22 protein-coding genes are annotated in these 25,619 nt (G+C 47.4%); 13 read left to right on the forward strand and 9 right to left on the reverse strand.

The window, feature by feature from the left end; translation table 11 throughout:
- The 6 genes from HCZ42_RS20360 to crp form a co-directional block, all read left to right on the forward strand.
- Nucleotides 1-978, forward strand: a 978-nt coding sequence (locus HCZ42_RS20360) for an ATP-binding cassette domain-containing protein (RefSeq protein WP_167422526.1), incomplete at its 5' end; no start/stop codon positions are given.
- Nucleotides 975-1,454: a TIGR02444 family protein gene (locus tag HCZ42_RS20365; RefSeq protein ID WP_167422527.1), complete on the forward strand. Its 480-nt coding sequence runs from the start codon at nt 975-977 to the stop codon at nt 1,452-1,454. The genes HCZ42_RS20360 and HCZ42_RS20365, both read left to right, overlap by 4 nt.
- An 8-nt stretch (nt 1,455-1,462) precedes the next feature.
- Nucleotides 1,463-2,443: a hydrolase gene (locus tag HCZ42_RS20370; RefSeq protein ID WP_167422528.1), complete on the forward strand. Its 981-nt coding sequence runs from the start codon at nt 1,463-1,465 to the stop codon at nt 2,441-2,443.
- A gap of 55 nt (nt 2,444-2,498) precedes the next feature.
- Entirely contained in the window at nt 2,499-2,717 is a 219-nt protein-coding gene (locus HCZ42_RS20375) for a YheU family protein (protein ID WP_053410085.1), read from the forward strand.
- A gap of 96 nt (nt 2,718-2,813) precedes the next feature.
- On the forward strand, nt 2,814-3,683 hold the full coding sequence (locus HCZ42_RS20380) for a phosphoribulokinase (protein WP_053410084.1): 870 nt from the start codon (nt 2,814-2,816) through the stop codon (nt 3,681-3,683).
- Between the two features lie 242 nt (nt 3,684-3,925).
- Nucleotides 3,926-4,558 (forward strand): cAMP-activated global transcriptional regulator CRP, encoded by a 633-nt coding sequence (crp, locus tag HCZ42_RS20385; protein WP_004410522.1) that lies wholly within the window; start codon nt 3,926-3,928, stop codon nt 4,556-4,558.
- 134 nt (nt 4,559-4,692) lie between these two features.
- Here the strand turns inward: crp and HCZ42_RS20390 are convergent, their stop codons facing one another.
- The 6 genes from HCZ42_RS20390 to HCZ42_RS20415 form a co-directional block, all read right to left on the reverse strand.
- The gene (locus tag HCZ42_RS20390; RefSeq protein WP_167422529.1) at nt 4,693-5,484 is read right to left on the reverse strand and encodes a DUF1338 domain-containing protein; all 792 of its coding nucleotides are present in this window, start codon (nt 5,482-5,484) and stop codon (nt 4,693-4,695) included.
- Between the two features lie 119 nt (nt 5,485-5,603).
- Entirely contained in the window at nt 5,604-7,061 is a 1,458-nt protein-coding gene (gene astD / locus HCZ42_RS20395) for a succinylglutamate-semialdehyde dehydrogenase (protein ID WP_167422530.1), read from the reverse strand.
- Between the two features lie 15 nt (nt 7,062-7,076).
- Complete coding sequence (astA, locus tag HCZ42_RS20400) at nt 7,077-8,096, reverse strand: arginine N-succinyltransferase (protein WP_167422543.1); 1,020 nt, start codon at nt 8,094-8,096, stop codon at nt 7,077-7,079.
- 225 nt (nt 8,097-8,321) lie between these two features.
- The gene (locus tag HCZ42_RS20405; RefSeq protein ID WP_167422531.1) at nt 8,322-9,536 is read right to left on the reverse strand and encodes an aspartate aminotransferase family protein; all 1,215 of its coding nucleotides are present in this window, start codon (nt 9,534-9,536) and stop codon (nt 8,322-8,324) included.
- A gap of 370 nt (nt 9,537-9,906) precedes the next feature.
- Entirely contained in the window at nt 9,907-10,485 is a 579-nt protein-coding gene (locus HCZ42_RS20410; protein ID WP_167422532.1) for an aminodeoxychorismate/anthranilate synthase component II, read from the reverse strand.
- A 69-nt stretch (nt 10,486-10,554) separates the two neighbouring features.
- Nucleotides 10,555-11,034 (reverse strand): MarR family winged helix-turn-helix transcriptional regulator, encoded by a 480-nt coding sequence (locus tag HCZ42_RS20415; RefSeq protein WP_167422533.1) that lies wholly within the window; start codon nt 11,032-11,034, stop codon nt 10,555-10,557.
- Nucleotides 11,035-11,157: 123 nt separating this feature from the next.
- On the opposite strand from HCZ42_RS20415, the gene HCZ42_RS20420 reads away from it, so the two are divergent.
- The 3 genes from HCZ42_RS20420 to HCZ42_RS20430 all read left to right on the forward strand — a co-directional run bounded on the left by HCZ42_RS20420 (nt 11,158) and on the right by HCZ42_RS20430 (nt 13,983).
- The gene (locus tag HCZ42_RS20420) at nt 11,158-12,030 is read left to right on the forward strand and encodes an EamA family transporter (protein WP_167422534.1); all 873 of its coding nucleotides are present in this window, start codon (nt 11,158-11,160) and stop codon (nt 12,028-12,030) included.
- A 39-nt stretch (nt 12,031-12,069) separates the two neighbouring features.
- On the forward strand, nt 12,070-12,663 hold the full coding sequence (locus HCZ42_RS20425) for an NAD(P)H-dependent oxidoreductase (protein WP_167422535.1): 594 nt from the start codon (nt 12,070-12,072) through the stop codon (nt 12,661-12,663).
- A 147-nt stretch (nt 12,664-12,810) separates the two neighbouring features.
- On the forward strand, nt 12,811-13,983 hold the full coding sequence (locus HCZ42_RS20430; RefSeq protein ID WP_167422536.1) for a M20 aminoacylase family protein: 1,173 nt from the start codon (nt 12,811-12,813) through the stop codon (nt 13,981-13,983).
- A 177-nt stretch (nt 13,984-14,160) separates the two neighbouring features.
- On the opposite strand, the gene HCZ42_RS20435 is transcribed toward HCZ42_RS20430, so the two are convergent.
- From HCZ42_RS20435 to HCZ42_RS20445, 3 genes are all read right to left on the reverse strand, one after another.
- Entirely contained in the window at nt 14,161-15,075 is a 915-nt protein-coding gene (locus HCZ42_RS20435; protein WP_167422537.1) for a LysR family transcriptional regulator, read from the reverse strand.
- A gap of 157 nt (nt 15,076-15,232) precedes the next feature.
- Complete coding sequence (locus HCZ42_RS20440) at nt 15,233-17,833, reverse strand: ExeM/NucH family extracellular endonuclease (RefSeq protein WP_167422538.1); 2,601 nt, start codon at nt 17,831-17,833, stop codon at nt 15,233-15,235.
- A gap of 348 nt (nt 17,834-18,181) precedes the next feature.
- Entirely contained in the window at nt 18,182-18,703 is a 522-nt protein-coding gene (locus HCZ42_RS20445) for an FxsA family protein (protein WP_167422539.1), read from the reverse strand.
- A 327-nt stretch (nt 18,704-19,030) separates the two neighbouring features.
- Here HCZ42_RS20445 and aspA point away from each other — a divergent pair, with 327 nt between their 5' ends.
- The 4 genes from aspA to HCZ42_RS20465 all read left to right on the forward strand — a co-directional run.
- Complete coding sequence (gene aspA, locus HCZ42_RS20450; protein WP_167422540.1) at nt 19,031-20,482, forward strand: aspartate ammonia-lyase; 1,452 nt, start codon at nt 19,031-19,033, stop codon at nt 20,480-20,482.
- Nucleotides 20,483-20,630: 148 nt separating this feature from the next.
- Nucleotides 20,631-21,941 carry an anaerobic C4-dicarboxylate transporter gene (locus HCZ42_RS20455; protein ID WP_167422541.1) on the forward strand — a complete coding sequence of 437 codons (1,311 nt, stop codon included), beginning with the start codon at nt 20,631-20,633 and terminating at the stop codon, nt 21,939-21,941.
- Nucleotides 21,942-22,422: 481 nt separating this feature from the next.
- Nucleotides 22,423-23,871 carry a YfcC family protein gene (locus HCZ42_RS20460; protein WP_053410069.1) on the forward strand — a complete coding sequence of 483 codons (1,449 nt, stop codon included), beginning with the start codon at nt 22,423-22,425 and terminating at the stop codon, nt 23,869-23,871.
- Between the two features lie 722 nt (nt 23,872-24,593).
- The coding region (locus tag HCZ42_RS20465) for an arginine deiminase (protein WP_167422542.1) at nt 24,594-25,619 on the forward strand (1,026 nt) is incomplete at its 3' end.

Raw genomic sequence — 25,619 nt, forward strand, 5'->3', positions numbered from 1 at the left:
GATGATGTTTCTGCCGGTTACGGCGACAACTTGATTCTAGAAAAGATCCGCTTGAACCTAGTCCCGGGCAGCCGCATTGGTCTGCTTGGCCGTAACGGTGCGGGTAAATCGACTCTGATTAAACTGCTGTCTGGCGAGTTAAACAGCCAAGGCGGTGACCTGACCTATTCTCAAGGCGTGAAAATTGGCTACTTTGCGCAGCATCAGTTGGAGACCCTGCACCCGGAAGAAACACCACTGCAACACATGATGCAGATCGCGCCGAAACACACCGAGCAGCAGTTACGTGACTACTTAGGTAGCTTTGGTTTCCAAGGCGATAAAGCGCTAGAAAAAGTGGCGCCATTCTCGGGCGGTGAAAAAGCGCGTCTAGTACTGGCGTTGATCGTCTGGCAAAAACCAAATCTACTACTACTCGATGAACCGACCAACCACCTTGACCTCGATATGCGCCAAGCGCTGACCTTAGCGTTGCAAACCTTTGAAGGCGCGATGGTGATCGTATCGCACGACCGTTACTTATTACGTGCGACCACGGACGATTTATACCTTGTCCATGACCGTCAAGTGGCACCGTTCGACGGTGACTTGAATGACTACTACAAATGGTTGACCGAGCAGCAAAAAGTGCAGCGTAAAGAAGCACAGTCAGCGCAACCGGAAAAAACCACCAGTAACAGCGCGGCGGCAAAGAAAGAACAAAAGCGCCGTGATGCAGATTTCCGTAAACAGACCGCGCCAATTCGCAAAACGCTGACAAAGCTTGAAGAGAAAATGGATAAGTTAACTGCAGCCCTTGCAGAAGCAGAGACACAATTGTCAGACAACTCACTGTATGACGCAGAAAATAAGGCTAAACTTAACCAAGTATTAGCAACTCAGGCGGACAGCAAAAGCGAACTCGAAGACGTAGAAATGGAATGGATGGCTCTACAAGAAGAGCTTGAACAAATGGAACAGGAATTCAATAGCCAATGAGTCCAAAGCACGCTGACATATCACTTACCGTTGAAAGACTGTGGCAATTTAGCTTGCAGTACTACAGTATGCGAGGAGTGAAAGACGCGTGCCTGAATTTGCAAAACCACTTCAAAGGTAACGTTAATCTGCTGTTGTTGCTCAAATGGCTCGACGATCAGCAGGTATGCTTCAAAGACCAAGACTGGCTCAAAGTGGAAGAGTGTCTTGGTCATTCCGAATCTCTGCTGCACAGCTACCGAGACATTCGCCGTCGACTCAAATCGCATGTTCCAGATGCCCTGTATCGTGAATCGTTGCAGTTTGAACTGCAGTTAGAACGCTGCCAGCAATCTGATCTGGTCGACTGCATCAATAGCTTAAAACTCGAAACAAACTTAGGTTCGCCGTTAACCTTGCGTTACTGTCGCCAACTAGGAGCAGAACACCTCTACCCTGCTTTCGCCGAGCCGATTGATAACACCGCCAACATGTAGACGTGCCTATGACTCAATTTGTCGCTGCTAAAGGATTGACCAATCCTCACTTACAAACTCTGGCTCCACGCTTTATCCGCAAGAAAGCGTTGTTTGAACCTGTATGGCACACGCTGGATACCGAAGACGGCGATTTTCTCGATCTCGCCTGGAGTGAGGATTGGCAATCTGAACAAGCGAAAAACAAACCTATTTTCGTATTGTTTCACGGTTTGGAAGGCTGCTTCTATAGCCCTTACGCCAACGGCTTAATGCACGCTTTTGCCAAGAACGGTTGGCTGTCGGTGATGATGCATTTTCGCGGTTGCAGCGGCAAACCAAACAACCTTGCTAGAGCGTATCATTCGGGCGAAGTCGAAGACGCGCGACGGTTTCTTCAGCACCTCGATTCGTTGTTTCCAAATCAAACCAAAGTAGCGGTAGGTATTTCGCTCGGCGGGAACATGTTGGCCAACTATCTTGCGCAATACAATCAAGCGCCTCTATTAGACGCAGCGACCATTGTTTCTGCGCCGCTTGACCTTTCTGCCTGTTCACAGCGTATTGAGCAAGGCTTCTCCAAGCTGTATAAAACCTATCTGCTCTCTTCGCTGAAACGAAACGCTCTACGCAAACACCATTTATTAAAAGGCGAACTCGACCTGTCTTATCAAAGCATCAAGCGCGTAACGAAGCTTTACGAGTTCGACGATTTGATCACCGCGCCGTTACACGGATTTAAAGACGCCCAAGATTATTACCAGCGCTGCTCCGGTATCCATCGCTTAAAAGACATCAAACTGCCGACGCAAATCATCCACGCCAAAGACGACCCGTTTATGACCGAAGACGTCATCCCAAAATACGTGCTTCCGGACAACATTGACTACCGTTTGTTTGACCAAGGTGGTCATGTGGGGTTTGTCGCTGGTAGCGCACTAAAACCAAAGTTCTGGCTTGAAGAAGCCCTTCCGGCGTACTACGAAAGCTTGAATGCTGGACGCCAGTAAATGTGTATCTAAACCACGCTCCAATTGAATTGCTGCATAAAGTTTTGAGGTATTTATGATCATCCCATGGCAACAAATCGCCCCCGACACACTGGATAACTTAATCAAAGAGTTTGTCTTACGCGAAGGGACAGACTACGGCGAAAACGAGATATCGCTCGACGACAAAGTCGCACAAATTAAAGCGCAGCTCGAAACGGGTGAAGCCGTGGTTGTGTTCTCAGAACTGCATGAAACCGTTGATATTCAGCTAAGAAGACAGTTTAATCGTTAAGATTCAATGCTCAGCGAGCACATCCATAAACTGTCGTAAAAGCATGTTATAGTGTGGCTGAAATACAAGGTAAGTAACTAACAGACAAGGTTTGTCATGTCAGCAAAACACCCGATTATCGCCGTCACCGGTTCGTCCGGTGCGGGAACAACAACGACGTCTGAAGCCTTCCGCAAGATGTTCAATATGATGGACATTAAGCCTGCGTGGGTAGAAGGCGATAGCTTTCACCGATTCACGCGCCCAGAAATGGACGTGGAAATCCGTAAAGCACGCGACCAAGGTCGTCACATCAGCTACTTCGGCCCGCAAGCGAATGATTTTGCCGGACTTGCAGAATTTTTCCGTCAATTCGGTTTCGACGGCACCGGTCAAGTGCGCCGCTACCTACATACGTTTGACGAAGCAGTGCCGTACAACCAAATGCCGGGTACTTTTACCCCGTGGCAAGATCTGCCAGAAAACACCGACGTACTCTTTTATGAAGGGCTGCACGGTGGCGTGGTTGATGGTGAGGTCAATGTTGCGCAGCACGTTGATTTCTTGATTGGCATGGTGCCGATTGTCAACTTGGAGTGGATCCAAAAATTCGTCCGTGATACCCGAGACCGTGGTCACTCACGTGAAGCCGTGATGGACTCGATCGTGCGTTCAATGGACGATTATCTCAACTACATCACCCCACAATTTTCGCGTACCCATATCAACTTTCAGCGTGTTCCGACCGTGGATACGTCAAACCCGTTAAACGCGAAAGGTATCCCGAGCTTAGACGAAAGTTTTGTTGTCATTCGCCTGCGTGGGATAAAGAATGTCGATTTCCCGTACCTGCTTGCAATGATCGATGGCTCATTCATGTCTCGCCATAACACATTAGTTGTACCGGGCGGAAAAATGAGTTTCGCCATGGAGCTGATCGTAAGACCGATTCTCCAGCAACTCATCGAAACGGGAAAAATTGGCTAGAGCTAGTGTCCAATGTGCGATTACTTTTCATACCGTGATCATGTGCACATTTTTGCGTAGATATTTAGCATGCGGACCCGATTAAAATCAAGAAATCGGTTTCGAAAAAGGATACTATTTGTAACCGAAACACAAGATAGCTTGCAGCATTTATAAAGTGCTCCTATCCTAGTAAGCCAAACTTAAGGCTTAGCTAAAATATGGAAAGCGGCAAGCGTACCCTGCAGAGGAAGTGAGATATTATGGTTCTAGGTAAACCTCAAACCGACCCAACATTAGAGTGGTTCCTTTCACACTGTCATATTCATAAGTACCCATCAAAAAGCACGCTGATCCACGCGGGCGAGAAAGCAGAGACGTTGTACTACATCGTTAAAGGTTCTGTGGCAGTACTTATTAAAGACGAAGAAGGTAAGGAAATGATCCTTTCTTACCTAAACCAAGGTGACTTTATCGGTGAACTTGGTCTGTTCGAAGAAGATCAAGAGCGCACAGCTTGGGTTCGTGCTAAATCTCCTTGTGAAGTTGCTGAGATTTCTTTCAAGAAATTCCGTCAGCTAATCCAAGTAAACCCAGACATCCTAATGCGTCTTTCTGCGCAAATGGCAAGTCGTCTTCAGGTAACTAGCCAAAAAGTTGGTGACCTAGCGTTCCTAGACGTAACGGGTCGTATCGCGCAAACGCTACTAAACCTAGCGAAACAACCTGACGCAATGACTCACCCAGACGGTATGCAAATCAAGATCACTCGTCAGGAAATCGGTCAAATCGTTGGCTGTTCTCGTGAGACAGTAGGCCGTATCCTTAAGATGCTTGAAGAGCAGAACCTAATTTCTGCACACGGTAAGACAATCGTTGTCTACGGTACTCGTTAATCTCTGATTAACCGAGCAAGAATACAAAAGCCACCAAACGCAAGTTTGGTGGCTTTTTCTTTATTGGCCTTTTATCGAGAAGGCGACGCCATAGCTAAGGCTCGATAATAGCTATGGCGTCTAAGAACTCGATGTTATCCGTTGGTGCTTTCGAAGATCTTGTCCGCTGATGCTGCGACAAATCCAGGATAAAGCTCACCGTTACTCATTGGGTAACGCTTAGCAAACTCATAGAAGCCACCCGGCACGATTTCTGAGCCTTCGCTAAACTGCACTGGCACTTTATCCGCCATGGTTGAAGACTGCTCTAATAGAACCTCAGGTGAGCCTTTCACTTCACCACCAAACTCGTTGATTGCAAAACCGGCTTGGCGTAAGTGGTCATTCACACCTTTCACCTCTGTAAAAGCACTGAGTTGGTTAACGCTCACGGTAAAGTGGTTCGCACCGTAACCGTGCGCCGCTAGCCATGACGCATACTCGCTTTCTTTCGCCAGCACTTGGTAGTCAGCAAAGCTCAGATCCCACAAACGTCCGCCGTATAGGAACTCATGACCTTTTAGCTTATCGGTGTCCAATTGCTCTACGAGCTTCGCGACGATCGCTTGCAGCTCATCAGAACATTCGTTGACTTTCAACTCACTGATGAACACTTTCGGCTGTTTTGGGTCTGGGTGTTCAAAGTGCTTTGCCACCAGCTTCTTGCTCTCAAACTCGTAGTCGCCGCAAGGCTTGTAGCCCGCATCGAGGAAAGGTTGAGCAAGCGTTGCAATCCCCAAAGGAGCGACGTTAAACGTGCGCAGCGCAATATGGTCGTTGATCAGTGGCTCATCTTCCTGAAGCAGTTGATGAACTTTTTCTGCAGAGGGACATAAGCGTTGAATATAGTCATTCCATAACGACTGGAATAAAACATCTGGCGTCATAACGCCTCCTTGTTTAAGGGTTGTTTACGGTTATTGGATTGTAAAAAAGGCCATCTAATCGACTTGTCCAGAGAATCAATCAGATAGCCTTCAACCTGTGACGTTCTATTATTAAATTCTTATAGCTCTACACCCGGGCTTAGCGTAGCAGGTAGCAAGGTTTCACCACCTTCCATTGAAGCCATTGGGTAAGCGCAGTAGTCTGCTGCGTAATAAGCACTTGGGCGTAGGTTACCTGAAGCGCCTGGACCACCAAACGGGGCATCACCACTCGCACCCGTCAGCTGACGGTTACGGTTGACGATACCCGCACGGATATGGTCAACAAAGTAGTCCCACTCGCTGTCGTCGGTTGAAACCAAGCCCGCAGACAGACCAAAGCGAGTATCGTTCGCCAGCTCAACCGCTTTCTCTAGACCTTGGTAACGCACCACTTGCAGCAATGGACCAAAGTATTCTTCATCTGGAAGCTCGGCAATCGGTGTCACGTCGATGATACCCGGGGTGACAAACGCCGCTTGGCCGCCTTTCGCTTCAAGTAAGCTCACGCCGCCTAAGTTTTGTAGGTTCGCTTGCGCATCAAGGATGAACTTCGCTGCCGCTTCTGAGATTTGTGGCCCCATAAACGGTGCAGGCTCAGCAAATGGTTGGTCGACACGGATCTTCTTAGTTGCCGCAACGAGTTTCTCAACCAACACATCGCCCTTTTCACCCACAGGTACATACAGGCGACGCGCACACGTACAACGTTGACCCGCACTGATAAAGGCAGATTGAATGATGGTGTAAACCGTTGCGTCTAGATCACCGTAGTTATCAGTGATCACCATTGGGTTATTACCACCCATTTCTAGCGCCAGCATCTTATCCGGTTGACCTGCAAACTGGCGGTGTAGGATATGACCCGTGTTCGCGCTACCGGTGAACAGCAGTCCATCGATACCTTTTGAGTCAGCCAGAGCGATACCTGTCTCTTTCGCACCTTGGACTAAGTTGATCACGCCTTTTGGCAGACCTGCTTTTTCCCAAAGTTTCATCGCAAGCTCACCCGTCATTGGAGTTTGCTCAGACGGTTTGAATACCACGGTGTTACCCGCTAAAAGCGCAGGAACAATGTGACCGTTAGGCAAGTGACCTGGGAAGTTGTACGGGCCAAATACGGCCATCACGCCCAGTGGACGGTGACGTAAAACAATTTGGTTACCCGCCGCTTCGCGTGTCGACTCACCAGTACGGTCGTGGTACGCGCGAATAGAAATCGCAATCTTACCCGCCATTGCGCCCGCTTCGGTACGCGTTTCCCAAATCGGCTTACCGGTTTCTTTGGCGATCACTTCTGCGATTTGCTCGCTGTGTTCTTTTACTTGCTCGGCAAACGCCAGCACAATCGCTTCACGCTCTGCAAAGCTGAGTTTTTTCCAGCTCTGAAACGCTTCACGCGCAGCGCTCACCGCCGCATCTACTTGAGCCGGAGTCGCACTGTCGCCTTCCCATATCACTTCATTGTTGTATGGGCTTAGTGAATTCATTGGCTCGCCTTGTCCAGCGACCCATTCTCCTGCAATCCAATGTGTCATTACTCTTTCCTTAATTTACTGAGGCAACATACGAACGTATTCACCATCGTTAACCTGTAGCGCTTCTGCTACCGCTGGTGAAAGAATCACTGCATCAGATTCTTTGTCGTACGCCGCTTTCGCTGCGGTTGCACGGAAGTTTTCAAATGAAGTGTTCGAGATTAAGTAATCCTGCGAGCTTGAATGCTCAGCAATCGTCACTTTCGCACGGAATGAATGACGCACTGATTCGATATTGCGCAGGTCACATTCTACGGTCGGGCCACCATCGAAAATATCGACGTAGTTACGGCAGGTAAAACCTTCTTTCTCTAACAGGCGTAGTGCTGGTTTGGTGTTTTCATGCACTTTACCGATCACTTCTTGTGCTTCTTTGCTCAATAAGTTGATGTAGATAGGCAGTTTTGGCATCAGGTCTGCGATGAAACCTTTCGCACCGATACCTGTTAGGTAATCTGCCATAGTGAAATCAATCGAGAAGAAGTGCTCTTGCAGCCATTGCCAGAATGGCGAGTTACCGTCGTCATCAGACACACCACGCATTTCAGCAAAGATGGTTTTAGAAAAACGGTGCGGGTGTTCAGCCATCATCAAGAAACGACATTTTGACATCAAACGGCCATTCAGTCCTTGGCGGAAGGTCGGACGCAAAAACAGCGTACAAATTTCACTACAACCTGTGTAGTTGTTACCGAATGTCAGCAGCTTAACCGTGTTGTTCACGCCAAGCTTTCTTGATGAATGCACAACGGTACTGATGTGGTATGAGTAAAACGGTACATCCCAGCCAATCGAAGCTTCGATGCCCGTACAGCCAGCCACTTCGCCAGTATCACTGTCAAAGCCAACCATTAGGTAACCCTCATCACCCGGTTCTGTAACCTCAGGTTTTGAGAAGCTGTATTCTGAGTGTGTAATGCGGTTAGTTAACAGTTCTTCGTTAACCGGTAATGATGTAAATCCGTGACCCGATTCCACTGCGCACGTGTGCAGTGCATCGTAATCCGACATTGCGATAGGGCGGACAACCAGCATCGATACTCCCTCCAGATGCTTGATACCACTGCCACCGGTCATCTATTCATCCTTGCTTGCTAAAATCACTAATAACTGCGTTGTAGATTTTGAAGTTAGACCCGCTAGCTCGCTGCAATCTACGCCTTGTTCTAAGTGATTTTCCCTAAGCAATATTTTGAACACATGACCAGTGGCAATGGTATGGAAGATCACTTGAATAAGCGATCTTCCTAGGTGTTATAGTTATTTTGTTAGTGTCGCTAGAGCTTTATCTAGTCGAGATAATCCTTCTTGGATTTCTTCTTTAGTGATGACTAGTGATGGAGTGAAACGAACCACGTTCGCGCCAGCAACCAACACCATCAAACCTTCTTTACCCGCTGCAACCAGTACGTCGCGAGCGCGCCCTTGCCACTCATCATTCAGAGCAGCGCCCAGAAGTAAGCCTTTACCGCGTACTTCTGCAAAGATTTGGTATTTATCATTGAGTTTAGCTAAACCTTCACGGAACAGTGCTTCACGCTCCGCGACGCCTGCCAGTGTTTCAGGTTGGCTAACTACATCAACCACCGCTTCTGCAACCGCACACGCCAGTGGGTTACCGCCGTAAGTTGAACCATGTGTACCCACTTTCAGGTGCTGGGCAAGTTCAGTTGTTGTCAGCATTGCACCGATCGGGAAGCCACCACCCAGTGATTTAGCGGTACTTAGAATATCAGGTGTCACACCTAGGCCTTGGTACGCGTAGAAGTGACCAGTACGACCGTTACCCGTTTGCACTTCGTCAAAGATAAGCAGTGCATTGTGCTTGTCACACAGTTCACGTACGGTCTGAATGAATTCATCTGTTGGTGCGATGATGCCACCTTCGCCTTGTAGCGGCTCCATCATGATCGCACAGGTACGATCCGAGATGTGCTCGCGAAGTGCGTCGACATCGTTGTACGGCAGGTGAGTCACGTCACCCGGCTTAGGACCAAAACCGTCAGAGTAAGCCGCTTGGCCACCCACGGTTACCGTAAAGAAAGTACGGCCGTGGAAGCCTTGTTTAAATGCGATGATTTCTGATTTTTCTGGACCGAATTGGTCTGCTGCATAACGACGCGCAAGTTTAAGCGCCGCTTCGTTTGCTTCTGCACCCGAGTTAGCGAAGAAAACTTTTTCTGCAAAGCTCACTTCCGTCAGCTTTTTCGCTAGACGTAGTGCAGGCTCGTTAGTCATTACGTTACTAAGATGCCAAAGCTTGTTGCCTTGCTCCGTCAATGCGTTAACCATTGCAGGATGACAATGACCCAAGCAGCTCACGGCAATACCACCAGCAAAGTCGATATACTCTTTGCCTTCCTGATCCCATACACGCGCGCCTTCGCCTTTTACTGGAATCATTTCCATTGGGTTGTAACAAGGTACCATTACCTCATCAAACAGACCGCGTTCTACTTTATTTTCAATTGTCATTGCACATTCCCTCTCGATACCGCATGCCAGGTAATTCTTGCATCCTTGCTTTCAAAAATATGAAAGCACACATTGTTTTGCATTTAAGCAATTACGGCATTGCATTTACAATTAATTAACCATTTCAATAGTGATTTGTTCTTTTTGAAGGCGTCAAATCAGACCAACCTTCATAAGCTGTGAGTATTTATGCATCAAGCCACTACTTTTATGAAGCAATATATTCTTATAGCAAAGATAAGCTCTGGTTAAGCATAGATATAACAAGGGCTAAACGGTAGGCGCGACAACGACTGCGAATATTATTTCAAGAAATATCCACAACGAAGAATATGAAGAAAATGTTAAGAAAAGTGATCCCTGTCAGGATTTAGCGGCGCAGAAAGTTCGCTAAAAGCTCGTGGCCTTGCTCTGTTTTGATCGATTCAGGGTGAAATTGTACCGCCTCGATAGGCAGTGTCTTGTGTTGATAGCCCATGATTTCATCCATTGAGCCATCTTCGAGTTCCGTCCAAGCCGTCAACTCGAAGCACTCTGGCAAGGTACCATTTTTAACCACCAAGGAGTGATATCGCGTCACCGTCAGTGGGTTATTTAAACCAGAAAACACGCTCTGGTTAGTGTGGCGAATCGGCGATGTTTTTCCATGCATGACTTGTCGTGCACGCACCACTTCACCACCGAAGACCTGCGCAATCGCCTGATGACCTAGACACACACCAAGAATCGGCAGTTTACCCGCGAAGTATTCGATCGCTTGAAGTGAAATTCCAGCCTCATTTGGCGTACACGGTCCAGGAGAAATCACCAAATGGCTTGGCTTGAGCGCTTCAATACCCGCGATATCAATTTCGTCATTACGTACGACCTTCACCTCTGCCCCTAGCTCACAAAAGTATTGGTAGAGGTTGTAAGTGAACGAATCGTAATTATCGATAATTAACAGCATTGGAATACATCGTGGAAACCTGAAAGCGAGTATTGTGCCGCCTTTTTATCTAAACGCAAGTACGATCAGTTATTCCACCTCGGCTTGCAGGAACTTACTCAGCAGGCTTTCCAGCGCGCTTCTCTCTGCTGGCTCGAGGCACGTCAGGTGTTGTTCCATGCTCGCGACATGCGCTTCAAGCACTTGATCTAAAAAGGCAACACCGTCTTCCGTCAATGTCACTCGATTACTTCTGCGGTCGCTTTCGCTCGCTACACGGTGCACCCAACCTTTTTGTACCAACCCTTCTAAACGGGTACTCACCGCACCGGATGAAAGCATCAGTGTTTTGTACAGCGTTGTTGGAGTAACGGGGTCGATACTGCGTCTTAGTGTCGCCATAATATCGAACTCAATCGCGCTGATACCAGCATCGCCGCACACTTGTCCATGAACCTGTTCCCAGAAGTTTGCCGCGCGACGAATCCGTCCAACCACACCCATCGAAGAACAATCTAAGTCCGGTCGTGCTTGCTGCCATTGCTGAAGAATCTTATCTACACCGTCCATTACTTCACCCTCATGGTCATTGCTAACCAAAAAATCTTTTCAAAAAGATACTTGACCAAAAGAAAAAACACCATTACTTTTAAAAAACAATCTTTCACAAAAGATACTTTTACAGGAGTCATTATGACCAGAGCAGAAAGGATTAAAGCAATACTGCTCACCGCGATTGCTCCCATCGTTTGGGGAAGCACCTACATCGTCACTACTGAGTTGCTACCCGCAGACAGTCCCCTACTCGCGTCTGCAATACGCGCACTGCCCGCTGGATTGTTGCTCATCGCTTATACGCGTTGCTTTCCGAGTCAACAATGGTGGGGGAAACTCGCTTGCCTTGGAGTGCTCAACATCGGACTGTTCTTTTACTGCCTGTTTTTTGCGGCGAGCTACCTACCCGGAGGAACCGCGGCACTGGTCATGTCGAGCCAACCGATCATTGTGATGCTGCTCAGTGGGCTCGTATTAAAAAGTAAGATCGCCTTGAGCCACTGCATCGCAGCAATTTTCGGTGTTCTCGGTGTAGCGCTTATCGTCATCAACGAAACGGTGCAGATCAGCGCGCAAGGAATTGTTTTGGCGGTACTAGGCACATTAAGCATGGCAAGTGGCGTGGTGCTCACCAAATACTGGGGACGTCCGAAGAATATGTCGACATTAGCGTTCACTGGTTGGCAACTCCTCGTCGGAGGCATCCTTTTATTACCTGCCGCGCTATGGTTTGAAGGTCTACCGGACACCATTTCGCTGAAAAACTTGGCCGGATACAGCTACCTAACCATAGTGGGTGCCGTACTCGCTTACGCACTGTGGTTTAAAGGAATCGAGCGCCTCCCTGCAACCAACGTTGCGTTTCTGGGATTTCTGAGTAGCGTCTCGGCGAGCGTATTGGGCTACGTATTTTTAGATGAATTACTCACACCACTGCAATTGTTAGGTGCTGGAGCAATACTGCTCTCAATCTTTTTGGCCTCCCATAGTCCTAAAGCTGCAAATGCATAACACCAATAAACAAGATATTAAATTCAAAAGGAAATGATTATGAAATTAACGATTGTCTCTGGCAGCCAAAGGGCAAATTCACAAAGTCTCAACGTGGCTCGTTTTCTCAAGCAGCACGGTTTGCATGAGTTCGACCAAGTGGAGATCCTCGACCTGTATGAGCTGAACCTGCCATTTTGGAACGAAGGCGTCTGGCAAGGTAGCCAAGAGTGGGATGTCTGGACACCAATCGCGCAAAAACTGAAAGAGTCTGACGCGTTTGTCTTTATCACACCGGAATGGCACGGGATGGCGACCCCAGCGCTGAAAAACTTCCTATTGCTGACAACAGCAAACGAGCTGGCACATAAACCAGCACTATTGGTGAGTGTCAGCGTGAGTATCAACGGTGTTTATCCGATCAGCGAATTACGCATGACCGGCAGCAAAAATAACCACGTGTGCTTTTTGCCTGACCACCTTATTGTACGCAACAGCGATAAACTCATCGATCAAGATGCGCACAGCAATGACAGTGACTTTGTGGCTCGCAGCCAATACACTTTGAAACTGCTCAGCTGCTACGCGAGCGCACTAGCACCAGTACATCAGGACATGCTGCCGCTCGGTAAACCATTCACTTATGGGATGTAATCGTCATTTAAGCTGCTCAGTATTGGGCGGCTTTTAGTTTAACCTCTCTCCAAGCAACTATTAGCAACGCTAATAGTTTCAGTAGTAATCCCGTTTGTTTGAATTGTTTCAATAGTGTTAAATCACTCTCAATTAAAGGGGAGATGTATGAACATTATTGAATTCTTAGAACCTTGGTTAGCCGACGCGATTAGTATCCGTCATGCCATTCATAAGCAACCAGAATTAGGTTTTGAAGAAAATAACACCCAAGCGTTAGTGGTTGCCGAGCTCGAAAAGTACGGCGTCGATGAAATCTGTACTGATTTCGCCAAAACGGGCGTGGTGGGTGTGATTCACGGCTCGCTCGGGGACGGGAAAAGCATCGGTCTGCGCGCCGACATGGACGCGCTACCCATCCATGAAGCCAACACATTTCCCCACCGCTCGTGCCACGAGGGTAAAATGCACGCTTGTGGCCACGACGGTCACACCACTATGTTACTACTCGCGGCGCGTTACTTGGCCCAGTCGCGTAACTTTGCTGGCAAAGCGGTGCTGATATTCCAACCAGCAGAAGAAGGTCGCGGTGGCGCCGAGACCATGATCGCCGACGGCGTGTTAGAGCGCTTCCCGATCGACGAATGCTACGCACTGCACAATATGCCGGGGATTCCTGAAGGACATTTTGCGTTTAAGACGGGCCCAATTATGGCGAGCTCTGACCGTCTGTTTATCACTGTCGACGGTAAAAGCGGTCATGCTGGCTTACCACACACAACCCAAGACCCATTACTGGTCGCGACCCATATTTACCAAGGTATTCAAGGCATGGTCAGCCGCAGCTACGACCCGTTTGACCCATTGGTGGTTTCGGTCACACAACTGCATTGTGGAGAAACCACCAACGCCATCGCCGACCAAGCTCATATGAGCGGTACGTTCCGTACTTTGTCGCAACAAACACGAGACAGCTTGGTTGAACGACTCGAGCAACTGGTGGTTCACAGCGCCAAAGCGCACGGGATGCAAGCGGAATTTAAACTCGGACCAATCTCTCATCCACCGACGGTCAACACCGAAAACGAAACTCAACGGGCGATCACCGCAGCGGCTCAAACCGTTGGTGCTGAGCACGTTAACCCAAGCTGCGAAGCGATGCTGACCAGTGAAGACTTCGCCTTTTTCCTCAACAAAGTACCAGGTTGCTACGGCTTTATCGGCAACGGCACTGAGGAGCAAGGATGCAGCGTTGGCCTGCACAACAAAGCCTACGACTTTAACGACCGGCTGCTGCCGATTGGCGCCGCTTACTTTATCAATTTGATTGAACAGCAATAACAACAAATGGGGGGAAGTGACTCCCCTCTTTACACAAAGGAGTGTTCTAACAATGTCGACTGCAATTACGCAAAAATCGATCTCAGGCGCGTCGATGATGGTGCTATTTAGTGTTTGGGGTGGGCTGTTCCTGATTTGCATGCTGACGGGTTTACCCGTCGGGCCAATATAACCCGCTTAACGACTGGGGATGAACTCAGCATATCCCCAGTCGCTGACATGCTTTTTCAAAATCAAACTGAACTCATCGACTAACTCTCGATGAGTTTCTTTACGTGTAATGAGCCCTACCGAGCGGTACTGAACTGGCTGAACAATCGGAATAAAGCGGGTTTCCGTATTGTTGTTCAATTCGCCGATGGTAGAAGACAGAATCGTCGAGCCTAGCCCGCTGGAAATCATCCCTAATAATGTTGAGGTATGCGAGGCACTCAACTCCGGATAATAGGTTAAACCAATGCGTTGAAACGCTTCGTCGGCAAGGGTGCGTAAACTGTTCCCTGGGCTAACACCGATCGACGCGTATTGATGCGCTTGTTCCCAACTGACTTGCTTATGCTCGGCGAGCGGGTGGTCTTGTCGGCAAACAAAACACAAATAATCGCGAAACAGCAAATCAAAGTTCAATTCTGGGTGATTCGGATTGGTGTTGATGCCGATGTCCGCCTGCCCTTGCAGTACTGAGTGGGTAATGTCATCGACCCGCTCTTCAATTAAGCGAAAAGTAAAATCTGGATAGCGCCTTTTCAGGTCATTGAGGGTTTTCGGCGCTAAGGATGCACACAGCGTGTAGAGCGATGAGACCACCAGCGATTTGTTGTAGCCGTGCTGGCGGTCTTTGTTCTGCTGCACCAGTTTATCCAAGCGATTGACGATAAATCGCGCTTCCTGATACAACTGCTCGCCCGCTTCAGTGAGGATGATTTTTCTGCCTTGGCGCTGATAGAGTTCGCTGGCCAGTTGCTGGGTTAGCTTTTTCATCATCTGGCTCAACGCAGACTGGGTGATGTGCACCTTTTCAGCAGCGTAAGTAAAATTTTGTTCCTCAGCCAAAGCGATAAAAGCTTTGAGCTGACGATAGCTGATGTCCATATCCGGCGTTATCCGTTGCTGTAATAATTACCAACACAGTATACCTATTCAACTATCACTAAGCGCCTGCAACAATAACGGGGTGTGTTTTTCCTCACATTGATAAAAACGCCAGCCGAATTCGGCTGGCGTTGATTACCGTGAAACTACAAGCGAGTTAGCCTCGGCGTCGCCACGCGACCAAACCTAGCATCGCCATCAGTCCACCGATACCGAACGAACCGGCCATTTTCAGCTCCAAAACCGCTGGGTCGTGGTCTGAAGAACGGAAGTGGTCGTTATACTTCGGCATGTCGCCTTTGTACTCATCGTTGTAGTCAAACAGCGTCGACTCACCGCCATTGATATGCCAGTCGGTCGCGTCGACAAAATGCGCTTTCAGACTTGGGCTGATCAATAGATGGTCAAGCGCGCCCACTTCGTCGTTGTATGAGTAGCTCCAGCTATCAGGGTGTTTCATCGCAACTGCGTTAATGTAACCGTAGTTTTGCTCGATTACTGCGCCCGCATCACCAAATTGAGGTTCATCGGCAATGTAAGTGTTACGCGCGGCTTTGATCTCTTTGCCGTACTTCTCTGCACTGTAGTCAGTCAGCACTAACATTGGGTCTTCCATGCCGTAAGAGTTCATATCACCCAAGATAACTTTGTGTCCTTTGATCTCTTTTAGCGCTTCACCCAAGGCAACCGCTGCTGCAACACGGAAGTTCTCACAAGAACCTTGTTGGTCTAAGTCTTTTCCACCCTGACCGCCTTGCTCAACTGGCGCGGCATCTTCCCAACATTTCGAGCCTTTCGATTTAAAGTGGTTAACCGCGACGGTTAAACTCTCTTTTGAGCCTTTAACTTTAAACGTCGGCGCTAACGTATCGCGCTGGTAGTTTTTGCCGTCTTCAATCACTTTGCCGTTGTCATCCAACACCTCAGGGGCTTGTTGACTTGGCATTGGGATCACGCGTGGCGTTTTCAGTTTCACAACTTTAGGACGGTAAATCACGCCAGTGGTGATCGCATCGCTACCGATATAGTCGTTCTCGTCGATTCGCTTATCGCCATTGCTGTCCATCGCGACAAAATCGTAACGCAGTTTTTTGTCATTGATACGCAGGTTGAGCTGTTCTACAAGTTGACGCACCGCGCCCGCGTCGCCAAACCCGTTGTTCTCGATTTCCATCAAGCCAACAATATCAGCGTCTAAGCGAAGAATGGCGTTAACGATTTTCTCTTGTTGGACTTCGAACTCTTCGTAGTTGTCCGCGCCACGGTTATCGCCATGTGGGTTGCTGTCACCACCAAATGGGGAGTTAAAGTAGTTAAGTACGTTGAACGTCGCGATGCGTAGGTCACCTTCTTTCATATTGACCGAATCGGTACGCGGATCGTTGTGGACGAAATTCTCTGCCGTCAATTGATTGGTGACAATCAGACGGTAGTCGTTGTAGCTGTAGCTCAGTACACCCTCTAAGCCAACAACACTATCGTCGATACGAATGTAGTCTTCAGTCGAACCATTTTGGTCAGCGTCGGTACGACCGAATTCTGGGTAATACGGGATTTGGCCGTCAGCGGCTTTGGCATCCGACTCAACAAACAGACGGCGCTCAGCGTTTTCCGCGCTTTGCTGTTTGGCTTCCTCAGACGCGGCTGGATGCACTTGGTTTGGATGCATGTTAATCCGTCCTTGTGCCAGTACCATATTATTGCGGCGCGCCGCGTAATCGTAACCAAAAGTACGCGTCACACGCATATCTAACGCTTCAGCGGTTTTCACCAGCATGCCTTCGTAACGCTCTAGCGTGTCTTCAAACGTTTCGTCCTCAGGCAGAATCACCACTTCCGTAGCGTCTGGTGCGCTGGTTTCACCTTGCTTCACCCAGTTATTGTTTTCTGCTTTAAGCTGAGTCAGATTGTAGTATTCCTGCACTTTGCCTTTCACGCACACAACGTCGCCAGGTTGAAGTTCAGAGCTGGATTGGTTGGTGTAGACGAACAAACCTTCTGAGGTCTGTGGATCGTAGTCATTGTCTAGCGCTTGTAGATAGAAACCTTTGGTCAATCCAGTGGTGACTGCACTGACGACGCCTTTGACGAAAAATTCTTCGTCAGTAATGTATGGGTAACCGTCAATAAATGGTGAGGTTTTGCCTGAACCTTGAATGGCTTGAATCGCAGTAAACTCAGGCTCTAGGCCATCTTGTGTACAGGCAAATGGTTGCGGCGCCGTGCCGCCATCCAGTTCACCCAAACCCGTGATATCGTTTTGTTCTAGCGTTGTCCACTGAGAAGCAAGGTAAGTTGCAGATGGCTGCATCGCATCGGTATTGCGCACTAAAGTTACGTCTTTAGCGAAATAACCTCCGCCCATCTCGCCCAACAGATCATGGACTGCGCCATCTTTAAGTAACGCTATCGGGTCATTACCATTAAAGTTAACGACTTGAGAACTAGTATCTAAATCAGCCTGAGCTAGGATGTCAGCATTAGCACTTTCATGCGCCACCACCCACACACTTTGGGCTTCTAAGGTAATACCGTCTAAAGGTATAGGGGCGCTCCACTCCCCTTTACCATTGGCCATTTTACTCAGTTGATATCCGTCCAACGTCACCGCGCTATCGCCAGTGTTGGCGATTTCGATCGCTTTGTTGAAGCTACTCCCCTCAACGTATTGAGAAATAATAATATCGGCCTGTGCTTGAACCGAAAGCGTGCTTGCGACCACCGCTGCGATCAGGGTTGGGGTAAGTTTTTGTTTCATTATGTCCACCTTAAAATCACTCCCTTCCACCACCGAGAAAGAAAGTGCGTTCCATGTCACTACAAGTACGAAATTTGACTGATAAATCTCGACCAGTGTTGACCTTTTTTATGAAACAAAAAACAAAGTTCCATTACATCGAGATGTAGATCTCATAGATTTAGTGAATATTTGAACCCCTATCAAATTTTACACACCACTAGAAAATGTCTGTTTCAAAACTGAGATTAATCTATTGAGTTAATTAAGAAATAACTAATAAATAGAACAATAACTCGATTACAAAAACAAAAAAAGACGCTCCGAAGAGCGTCTCCATTGAACTGAGTATTTGAACTAACGAGCGGCTTAATTCAACTTGTTACGATCGCCGTCATCTTTGCGTTCGTATTCCCCTTCAAACGTATCGCCGCGTTGAGAATCGAATGGGTCACGATGGAATGGGTCGTTATCAAATGGTCCTTGGTTAAACGGACCTTGCTGAAAGCCACCATGGAAACCGCCACCAACCGACTTAACCACCATTTTACTCATCAGATATTTGGCGATGGCCGCACGAGGGGCTGGCAACAGAACTAACATACCGAGCGCATCGGTCATAAAGCCCGGGGTTAACAACAATACGCCGGCGACCGCTAGCATCACGCCTTCAAAAATCTGCTGCGCTGGCAACTCACCTTGCTGAAGTTTGTTTTGTACCGACATTAACGTCTGTAGCCCTTGGCTACGTACTAAAGAGGCACCGACAAACGCGGTGATCAACACCAAAGCGATAGTCGGCCACAAACCTAAGTAACCGCCCACCGAAATAAACAGGCCTATTTCGATAATAGGAACAAAAATAAACAGTAATAATAAGATAGGAAACACACGCCCTCCTTTGTTGAATTCAGTGTACGTGCTCCGCTGGTTTAGCTCAAATCTAAGCGGTAAAAAATCGTGTCAGCGCAGTTAGTACGCCCGATGTTGGCGAAGAAATAGCAGTCTATTTATACCCTGTTCATATCTTGCAAAACTTTGAGTGATCAAAAGCGAAAAAGGTGATCCAGTTACTATTTTTATGCGGCAAGTACAGTATGATGAGCGCCATAAGTCAGGACAGATTTGACAGCCTAAAACTCTGACGAATGGATTCTTAAATTGCAGATTGGCTAGTAAATTACTTTATTATCAGAATAATTATCTAAGGATCCTGTGATGGCTACTCTTACTGATGCTCCAAAAACAGCAGCCCCAGCTACACGTATCGAAGAAGACTTACTAGGTGAACGTCACGTTCCTGCTGACGCTTACTACGGTATCCACACTCTACGTGCGATTGAAAACTTCAATATCTCCAACGTAACTATCTCTGACGTGCCTGAATTCGTTCGCGGTATGATCATGACTAAGAAAGCAGCCGCTCTTGCGAACAAAGAGTTGGGCGCGATTCCAAAAGACGTTGCTAACTACATCATCGAAGCGTGTGATTTGATTCTTGAAACAGGTAAGTGCATGGATCAATTCCCGTCAGACGTATTCCAAGGTGGTGCGGGCACTTCTGTCAACATGAACACCAACGAAGTGATCGCGAACGTTGCACTTGAACTGATGGGCAAGGAAAAAGGCCAATACGAGTTCATCAACCCGAACGACCACGTAAACAAGAGCCAATCAACCAACTGTGCTTACCCAACGGGTTTCCGTATCGCGGTATACAACAGCGTGCAAAAACTGATTGAAGCGATTGAATACCTAAAAGGTGCATTCGAGCTGAAGAGCCAAGAATTCAAAGATATCTTGAAGATGGGTCGTACTCAGCTACAAGATGCAGTGCCAATGACGGTTGGCCAAGAGTTCCACGCTTGGGCGGTAACGCTAAACGAAGAAATCCGTGCACTTGAGTACACGTCTAAGCTACTGCTTGAAATCAACTTGGGTGCAACAGCGATCGGCACTGGCCTTAACACACCTCAAGGTTACCAAGCGCTAGCGGTGAAACACCTTGCAGAAGTCACTGGCATAGAAGTCGTGGCTGCAGAAGACCTTATCGAAGCAACCTCAGACTGTGGTGCTTACGTAATGACTCACGGCGCGCTAAAACGCCTTGCCGTTAAACTGTCTAAGATTTGTAACGACCTACGTCTGCTATCTTCTGGTCCACGTGCAGGTCTGAACGAATTGAACCTACCTGAGCTTCAAGCGGGTTCTTCAATCATGCCAGCGAAAGTAAACCCAGTCGTGCCAGAAGTGGTTAACCAAGTTTGCTTTAAAGTGCTTGGTAACGACAACACGGTTTCATTCGCAGCAGAAGGCGGTCAGCTACAGTTGAACGTTATGGAACCGGTTATTGCACAAAGCATGTTTGAGTCTATCTCACTGCTTTCAAATGCTTGTGTAAACCTACGCGACAAGTGTATCGACGGCATCACAGTAAACAAAGAAATCTGTGAGAACTACGTATACAACTCTATCGGTATCGTGACTTACCTCAACCCATACATCGGCCACCACGAAGGCGACATCGTTGGTAAGATTTGTGCGGAAACTGGTAAGAGCGTGCGCGAAGTCGTACTAGAGCGTGGCCTACTAACTTCAGAAGAGTTAGACGACATTCTTTCAGTTGATAACTTTATGCATCCTAAGTATAAAGCGAAACGCTACGAATAAACGCTGATTTAAAGGGTCCCTCACGGGACCCTTTTTGCTCGTTTTTGCGCTTTACGTAGCAGCATCCCTTAAGTCTGCTTATCTAAGCATTCCGCATCAGAGTTTTTAGATAATCAAAAATTAATAATTCACTTTACGAGGTATTCTTATGGTAGCGGTCGAACTCTTTACCGTTCTGCTCTTTATTTTCTTGGGAGCACGAATTGGCGGCATTGGGATTGGTTTAGCGGGTGGTGCTGGTGTTATCGCCCTTTCGTTGATCTTAGGTGTTCCAACGAGCCAAGCCTTTATCCCTGTTGACGTTATCTTGATCATCATGTCGGTCATTACCGCGATTGCAGCGATGCAAGTCGCCGGTGGTATGGACTGGTTGGTACAAGTCGCAGAGAACTTTTTGCGCAAACACCCTGAACGCATCACCTTTTACGCGCCAATCGTAACATTCTTAATGACATTGATGGCGGGTACTGGTCACACAGCGTTCTCGACACTGCCGGTTATCGCAGAAGTAGCAAAAGGCCAAGGCGTTCGCCCATCTCGTCCACTGTCGATTGCGGTTGTCGCCTCACAAATCGCGATTACGGCTTCACCAATCTCAGCGGCAGTTGTTGCATTCGCAGCGATGCTGGCACCGAAAGGCGTAGACTACCTAACGCTACTTGCGGTGTGTATTCCAACCACTTTCCTTGCTTGTATGATTGGCGCGTTTGTTGCGAACTTTATGGGCGGTGAACTTAAAGATGATCCTATTTACCAAGAGCGTCTAGAAAAAGGCTTGGTGAAACTGTCGAGCACAACGCAACGTGAAATCCTGCCAACCGCAAAAACCGCTACCTACATCTTCCTAGCAGCGATTGGTTTTGTTGTTTGTTACGCAGCGGCGATTTCTAAATCTGTCGGTCTTATCGTTGACCCTGCACTCGGTCGTAACGAAGCGATCATGACAGTAATGCTAGCTGCGGCGGCGGTTATTGTCTTAATCACTAAGATCGATGCGGCGAAAATCCCATCAGCATCAACATTCCGCTCTGGTATGACGGCGTGTGTCTGCGTTTTGGGTGTGGCTTGGTTGGGTTCAACCTTCGTTAACGCGCACGTTGACGGCATCAAAGAAGTGGCGGGCGCACTACTGTCTGACTACCCATGGATGCTAGCCATGGTATTGTTCTTCGCTTCGATGCTACTTTACTCACAAGGTGCGACCACAGTAGCGCTAATGCCAGCAGCATTGGCCATTGGCGTGGCACCACTAACAGCGGTTGCGTCTTTTGCGGCGGTTAGTGCACTGTTTGTACTACCAACCTACCCAACCCTGCTTGCAGCAGTTGAAATGGACGATACAGGCTCAACGCGTATTGGTAAGTATGTGTTTAACCACCCATTCTTTATTCCAGGTGTGGTAACCATCGCTTCAGCGGTCGCGTTAGGGTTTACTTTCGGTGGTTTATTGATCAAGTAGAATAAAAGATCATCAACTTAAATTAAGAGAGAGCTCCGGCTCTCTTTTTTATTGTTTCAGAACAAATAACCGGTACAAAATACGATTTTGACTTAAATCAAAATAAGTTCGAAAAGTTGTCTATGAATTAAAATCTAGCTTAATGCATAAAATTCCCATTTTTTGCCAACCCTGTATTACAAAACCTTACTTTATTAAACTTATCCAATAACAAGGGAATAGAAATCCGATTTTATCAACCAATTACCCTTAGAAAAAAATCCTGACCAAATGGTGAATATAAAGGGCATTTAAATTTGTGAAGATCACCAAAGTCCGTTGATTTATCTGCTTTTAGAATAGGCGCAAAGGGCGATAAAGAATAACGCCCAAAAATAAATTTTTCCTAGAACTTTAATCCATACAAGTTTTTTATTTCATAACTATTAGTCGCTGATTCACTTTTATTTATTGGTGAATAAATAAAAGTAAGGAGATCACCATGACAACGCAAACTGTACCTACCGAAGAGAAAAAAGGCGGCTTCCTTGCCAACTTTAAGTTCCCTTCTGCCTACACCATTTTGTTTATTCTTATTGCGCTGGTTGCGCTACTGACTTGGATTGTTCCAGCTGGTCAATACGACCGTGCGATGAACGAAGATTTGGGTCGTGAAGTTCCTGTAACTGGCACCTACAAAGCTGTAGATGGCAACCCACAAGGCGTGGTTGACGTTCTGCTCGCGCCTATTGACGGTTTCTATGACCACAACAGCTACGAAGCAGCCGCTATCGACGTTTCTTTGTTTATCCTTGTTATCGGTGGTTTCCTTGGCCTAGTGACTAAAACAGGCGCAATCGACGCGGGTATCGAGCGAGTCACTCATCGCTTGGAAGGCCGTGAAGAAATGATGATACCGATACTGATGGCGCTATTTGCTGCAGGCGGTACGGTTTATGGCATGGCGGAAGAATCGCTACCGTTCTACACCCTACTCGTGCCTGTGATGATGGCAGCACGCTTTGACCCTCTCGTTGCAGCAGCAACCGTACTATTGGGCGCGGGCATCGGTACACTAGGTTCAACCATCAACCCATTTGCTACTGTAATCGCCGCAAACGCAGCGGGCATCCCATTCACAGACGGCATCATCCTACGTGTTGTAGCGCTGCTTATCGGTTGGGTTATCTGTGTGGCTTACGTGATGCGTTATGCGCGCATGGTTCGCCAAGACCAAACTAAATCTATCGTTTACGATAAATACGAAGAAAACAAAGCGCACTTCTTGGGTAACCAATCAGGTGAAAGCCTAGAGTTCACCGGCACTCGCAAGTTGATTCTTTCTATCTTCGGCGCGTCTTTCGCCGTCATGATTTACGGTGTATCGGTTGCAGGTTGGTGGATGGCTGAGATCTCAGCAATGTTCCTAGCGTCAACCATCATCATCGGTATCGTGGCTCGTATGAGCGAAGAAGAGTTCACGTCAAGCTTTATCGACGGTGCCCGCGATCTACTTGGCGTAGCGCTCATTATCGGTATCGCCCGTGGTATCGTTGTGGTCATGGACCGCGGTATGATCACTGACACCATTTTGTACTCTGCAGAGCAAATGGTCACGGGTCTATCGTCAGTGGTGTTCATCAACGTGATGTTCTTCCTGGAAGTGCTGCTGTCATTCCTAGTGCCTTCAAGCTCGGGCCTAGCGGTACTGACTATGCCTATCATGGCGCCATTGGCTGACTTTGCTGGCGTAGGTCGTGACCTAGTAGTAACTGCGTACCAATCGGCTTCTGGCTTAGTCAACCTCGTGACACCGACCTCTGCAGTGGTGATGGGTGGTCTGGCAATCGCACGCGTACCGTACGTTCGTTACGTGAAATGGGTAGCTCCACTGCTCGCGATCCTTACCCTATTCTGCATTGTTGTTCTAAGTGTGGGTGCGCTTATCTAACCCTAGCCCCTCATACTCTCCAAAAGCCGCCTTGTGCGGCTTTTTTATTGCCTGTCGAACAATCCCCCTCCCTTTTCTCCCTTCATCCTTTAAACGCAGCTGGATCGCGGCGGATAAAATAATCATGTATTGATAGAAAATAGCGTTCAGCATACACATCAAATCATGACATTTAATTATTTGTTTATTACACAAGGCGATTTAAATGGTCGATATTTTCAATTAAGGACGAAATAGTGACCTTGATTCGATTAAATAAATTAAAAGTGCCAGTTGAAAAATGTGAGCAAGATTAAATTTATTATCAAAAGTTTTGTTACCAGAGCATTAAATTAGCACTAAAAAGCAATTATCTAGAAAGATTGAATGCATAAATTAATTTAATTCACTTTTTTATCACCTCTCTTTCATTGAATACATTTTCCATAAAAATCCAGATATCTGATGCATACGAATAAATTGTGCATAAACTTCCCAAACAAGTACCTAATTAGGGTATTCACAAGCAAATAACAAGTGCATAGATATTGTTAAAACCCTTGAAAATACTGGGCTGAGGCATAAAAAATGAACTGTGATTGACCTCTAAGTTTCCTATTCAGAGAGGCGTATATTTAATTCCAGAGCAAAGAAGTGAATATTTAAATTCACACCTCTTCCCTTACGAAATTAATTATTAGTTTTATATTAAGACTAAATAAAAATATAAGAGAGATACGATCATGAGTAAGTTATATGTAGGTTCTGAAATCGGTCAATTACGTCGCGTGCTAGTTCATCGTCCAAGACGCGCTCTCACTCACTTAACACCATCTAACTGTCATGACTTGCTATTTGATGATGTACTTGCTGTTGAACGTGCGGGTAAAGAACACGACGTGTTCACGCAAACTCTACGTGACCAAGGCGTTGAAGTGTTGCTACTGACTGACCTATTGGCTGACACACTAGCGGTTCCTGAAGCAAAAGATTGGCTACTAAGCCGTCAGGTTTCTGATTACCGTCTAGGCAAAACTTTCGCGAATGACGTTCGCTGCTACCTAGGTGACCTACCTAACCTAGAGTTAGCGAAGATCCTAACTGGTGGTTTGGCTTACGGCGAAATGCCAATGAAATCGTCTTCTATGATGCAAGGCATGCACTCTCCTGCTGACTTCATCATCGAGCCACTACCAAACCATCTATTTACTCGTGATACATCTTGCTGGGTTTACGGCGGTGTTTCTATCAACCCAATGGCTAAACCAGCTCGTCAACGTGAAACTAACCATGTTCGTGCTATCTACCGTTGGCACCCAACCTTCGCAGGCCAAGACTTCATCAAGTACTTCGGCGACGAAGAAAGCATTAACTACGACAACTCAACTATCGAAGGCGGCGACGTACTGGTTATCGGTAAAGGCGCAGTTCTTATCGGTATGTCTGAGCGTACAACAGCTCAAGGTGTTGAACACCTAGCGTCTAACCTATTCAAACACGGTCAAGCGAAACAAGTTATCGCAATGGAGCTACCTAAACACCGCTCTTGCATGCACTTGGATACCGTAATGACTCACATGCGTGAAGACACTTTCTCTGTCTACCCAGAAGTGGTCCGCAAAGACGTGAAATGCTGGAGCCTAACTGGCGATGAGTCTGGTGCAGTAAACGTGAAAGAAGAAGGTTACTTCGTAAACGCTATCGAGAAAGCACTAGGCGTAGACAAGCTAAACCTAATCACTACTGGTGGTGACAGCTTCCACGCTGAA

The sequence above is a fragment of the Vibrio hepatarius genome (assembly GCF_011806575.1).
Taxonomy (GTDB): Bacteria; Pseudomonadota; Gammaproteobacteria; order Enterobacterales; family Vibrionaceae; genus Vibrio; species Vibrio hepatarius_A.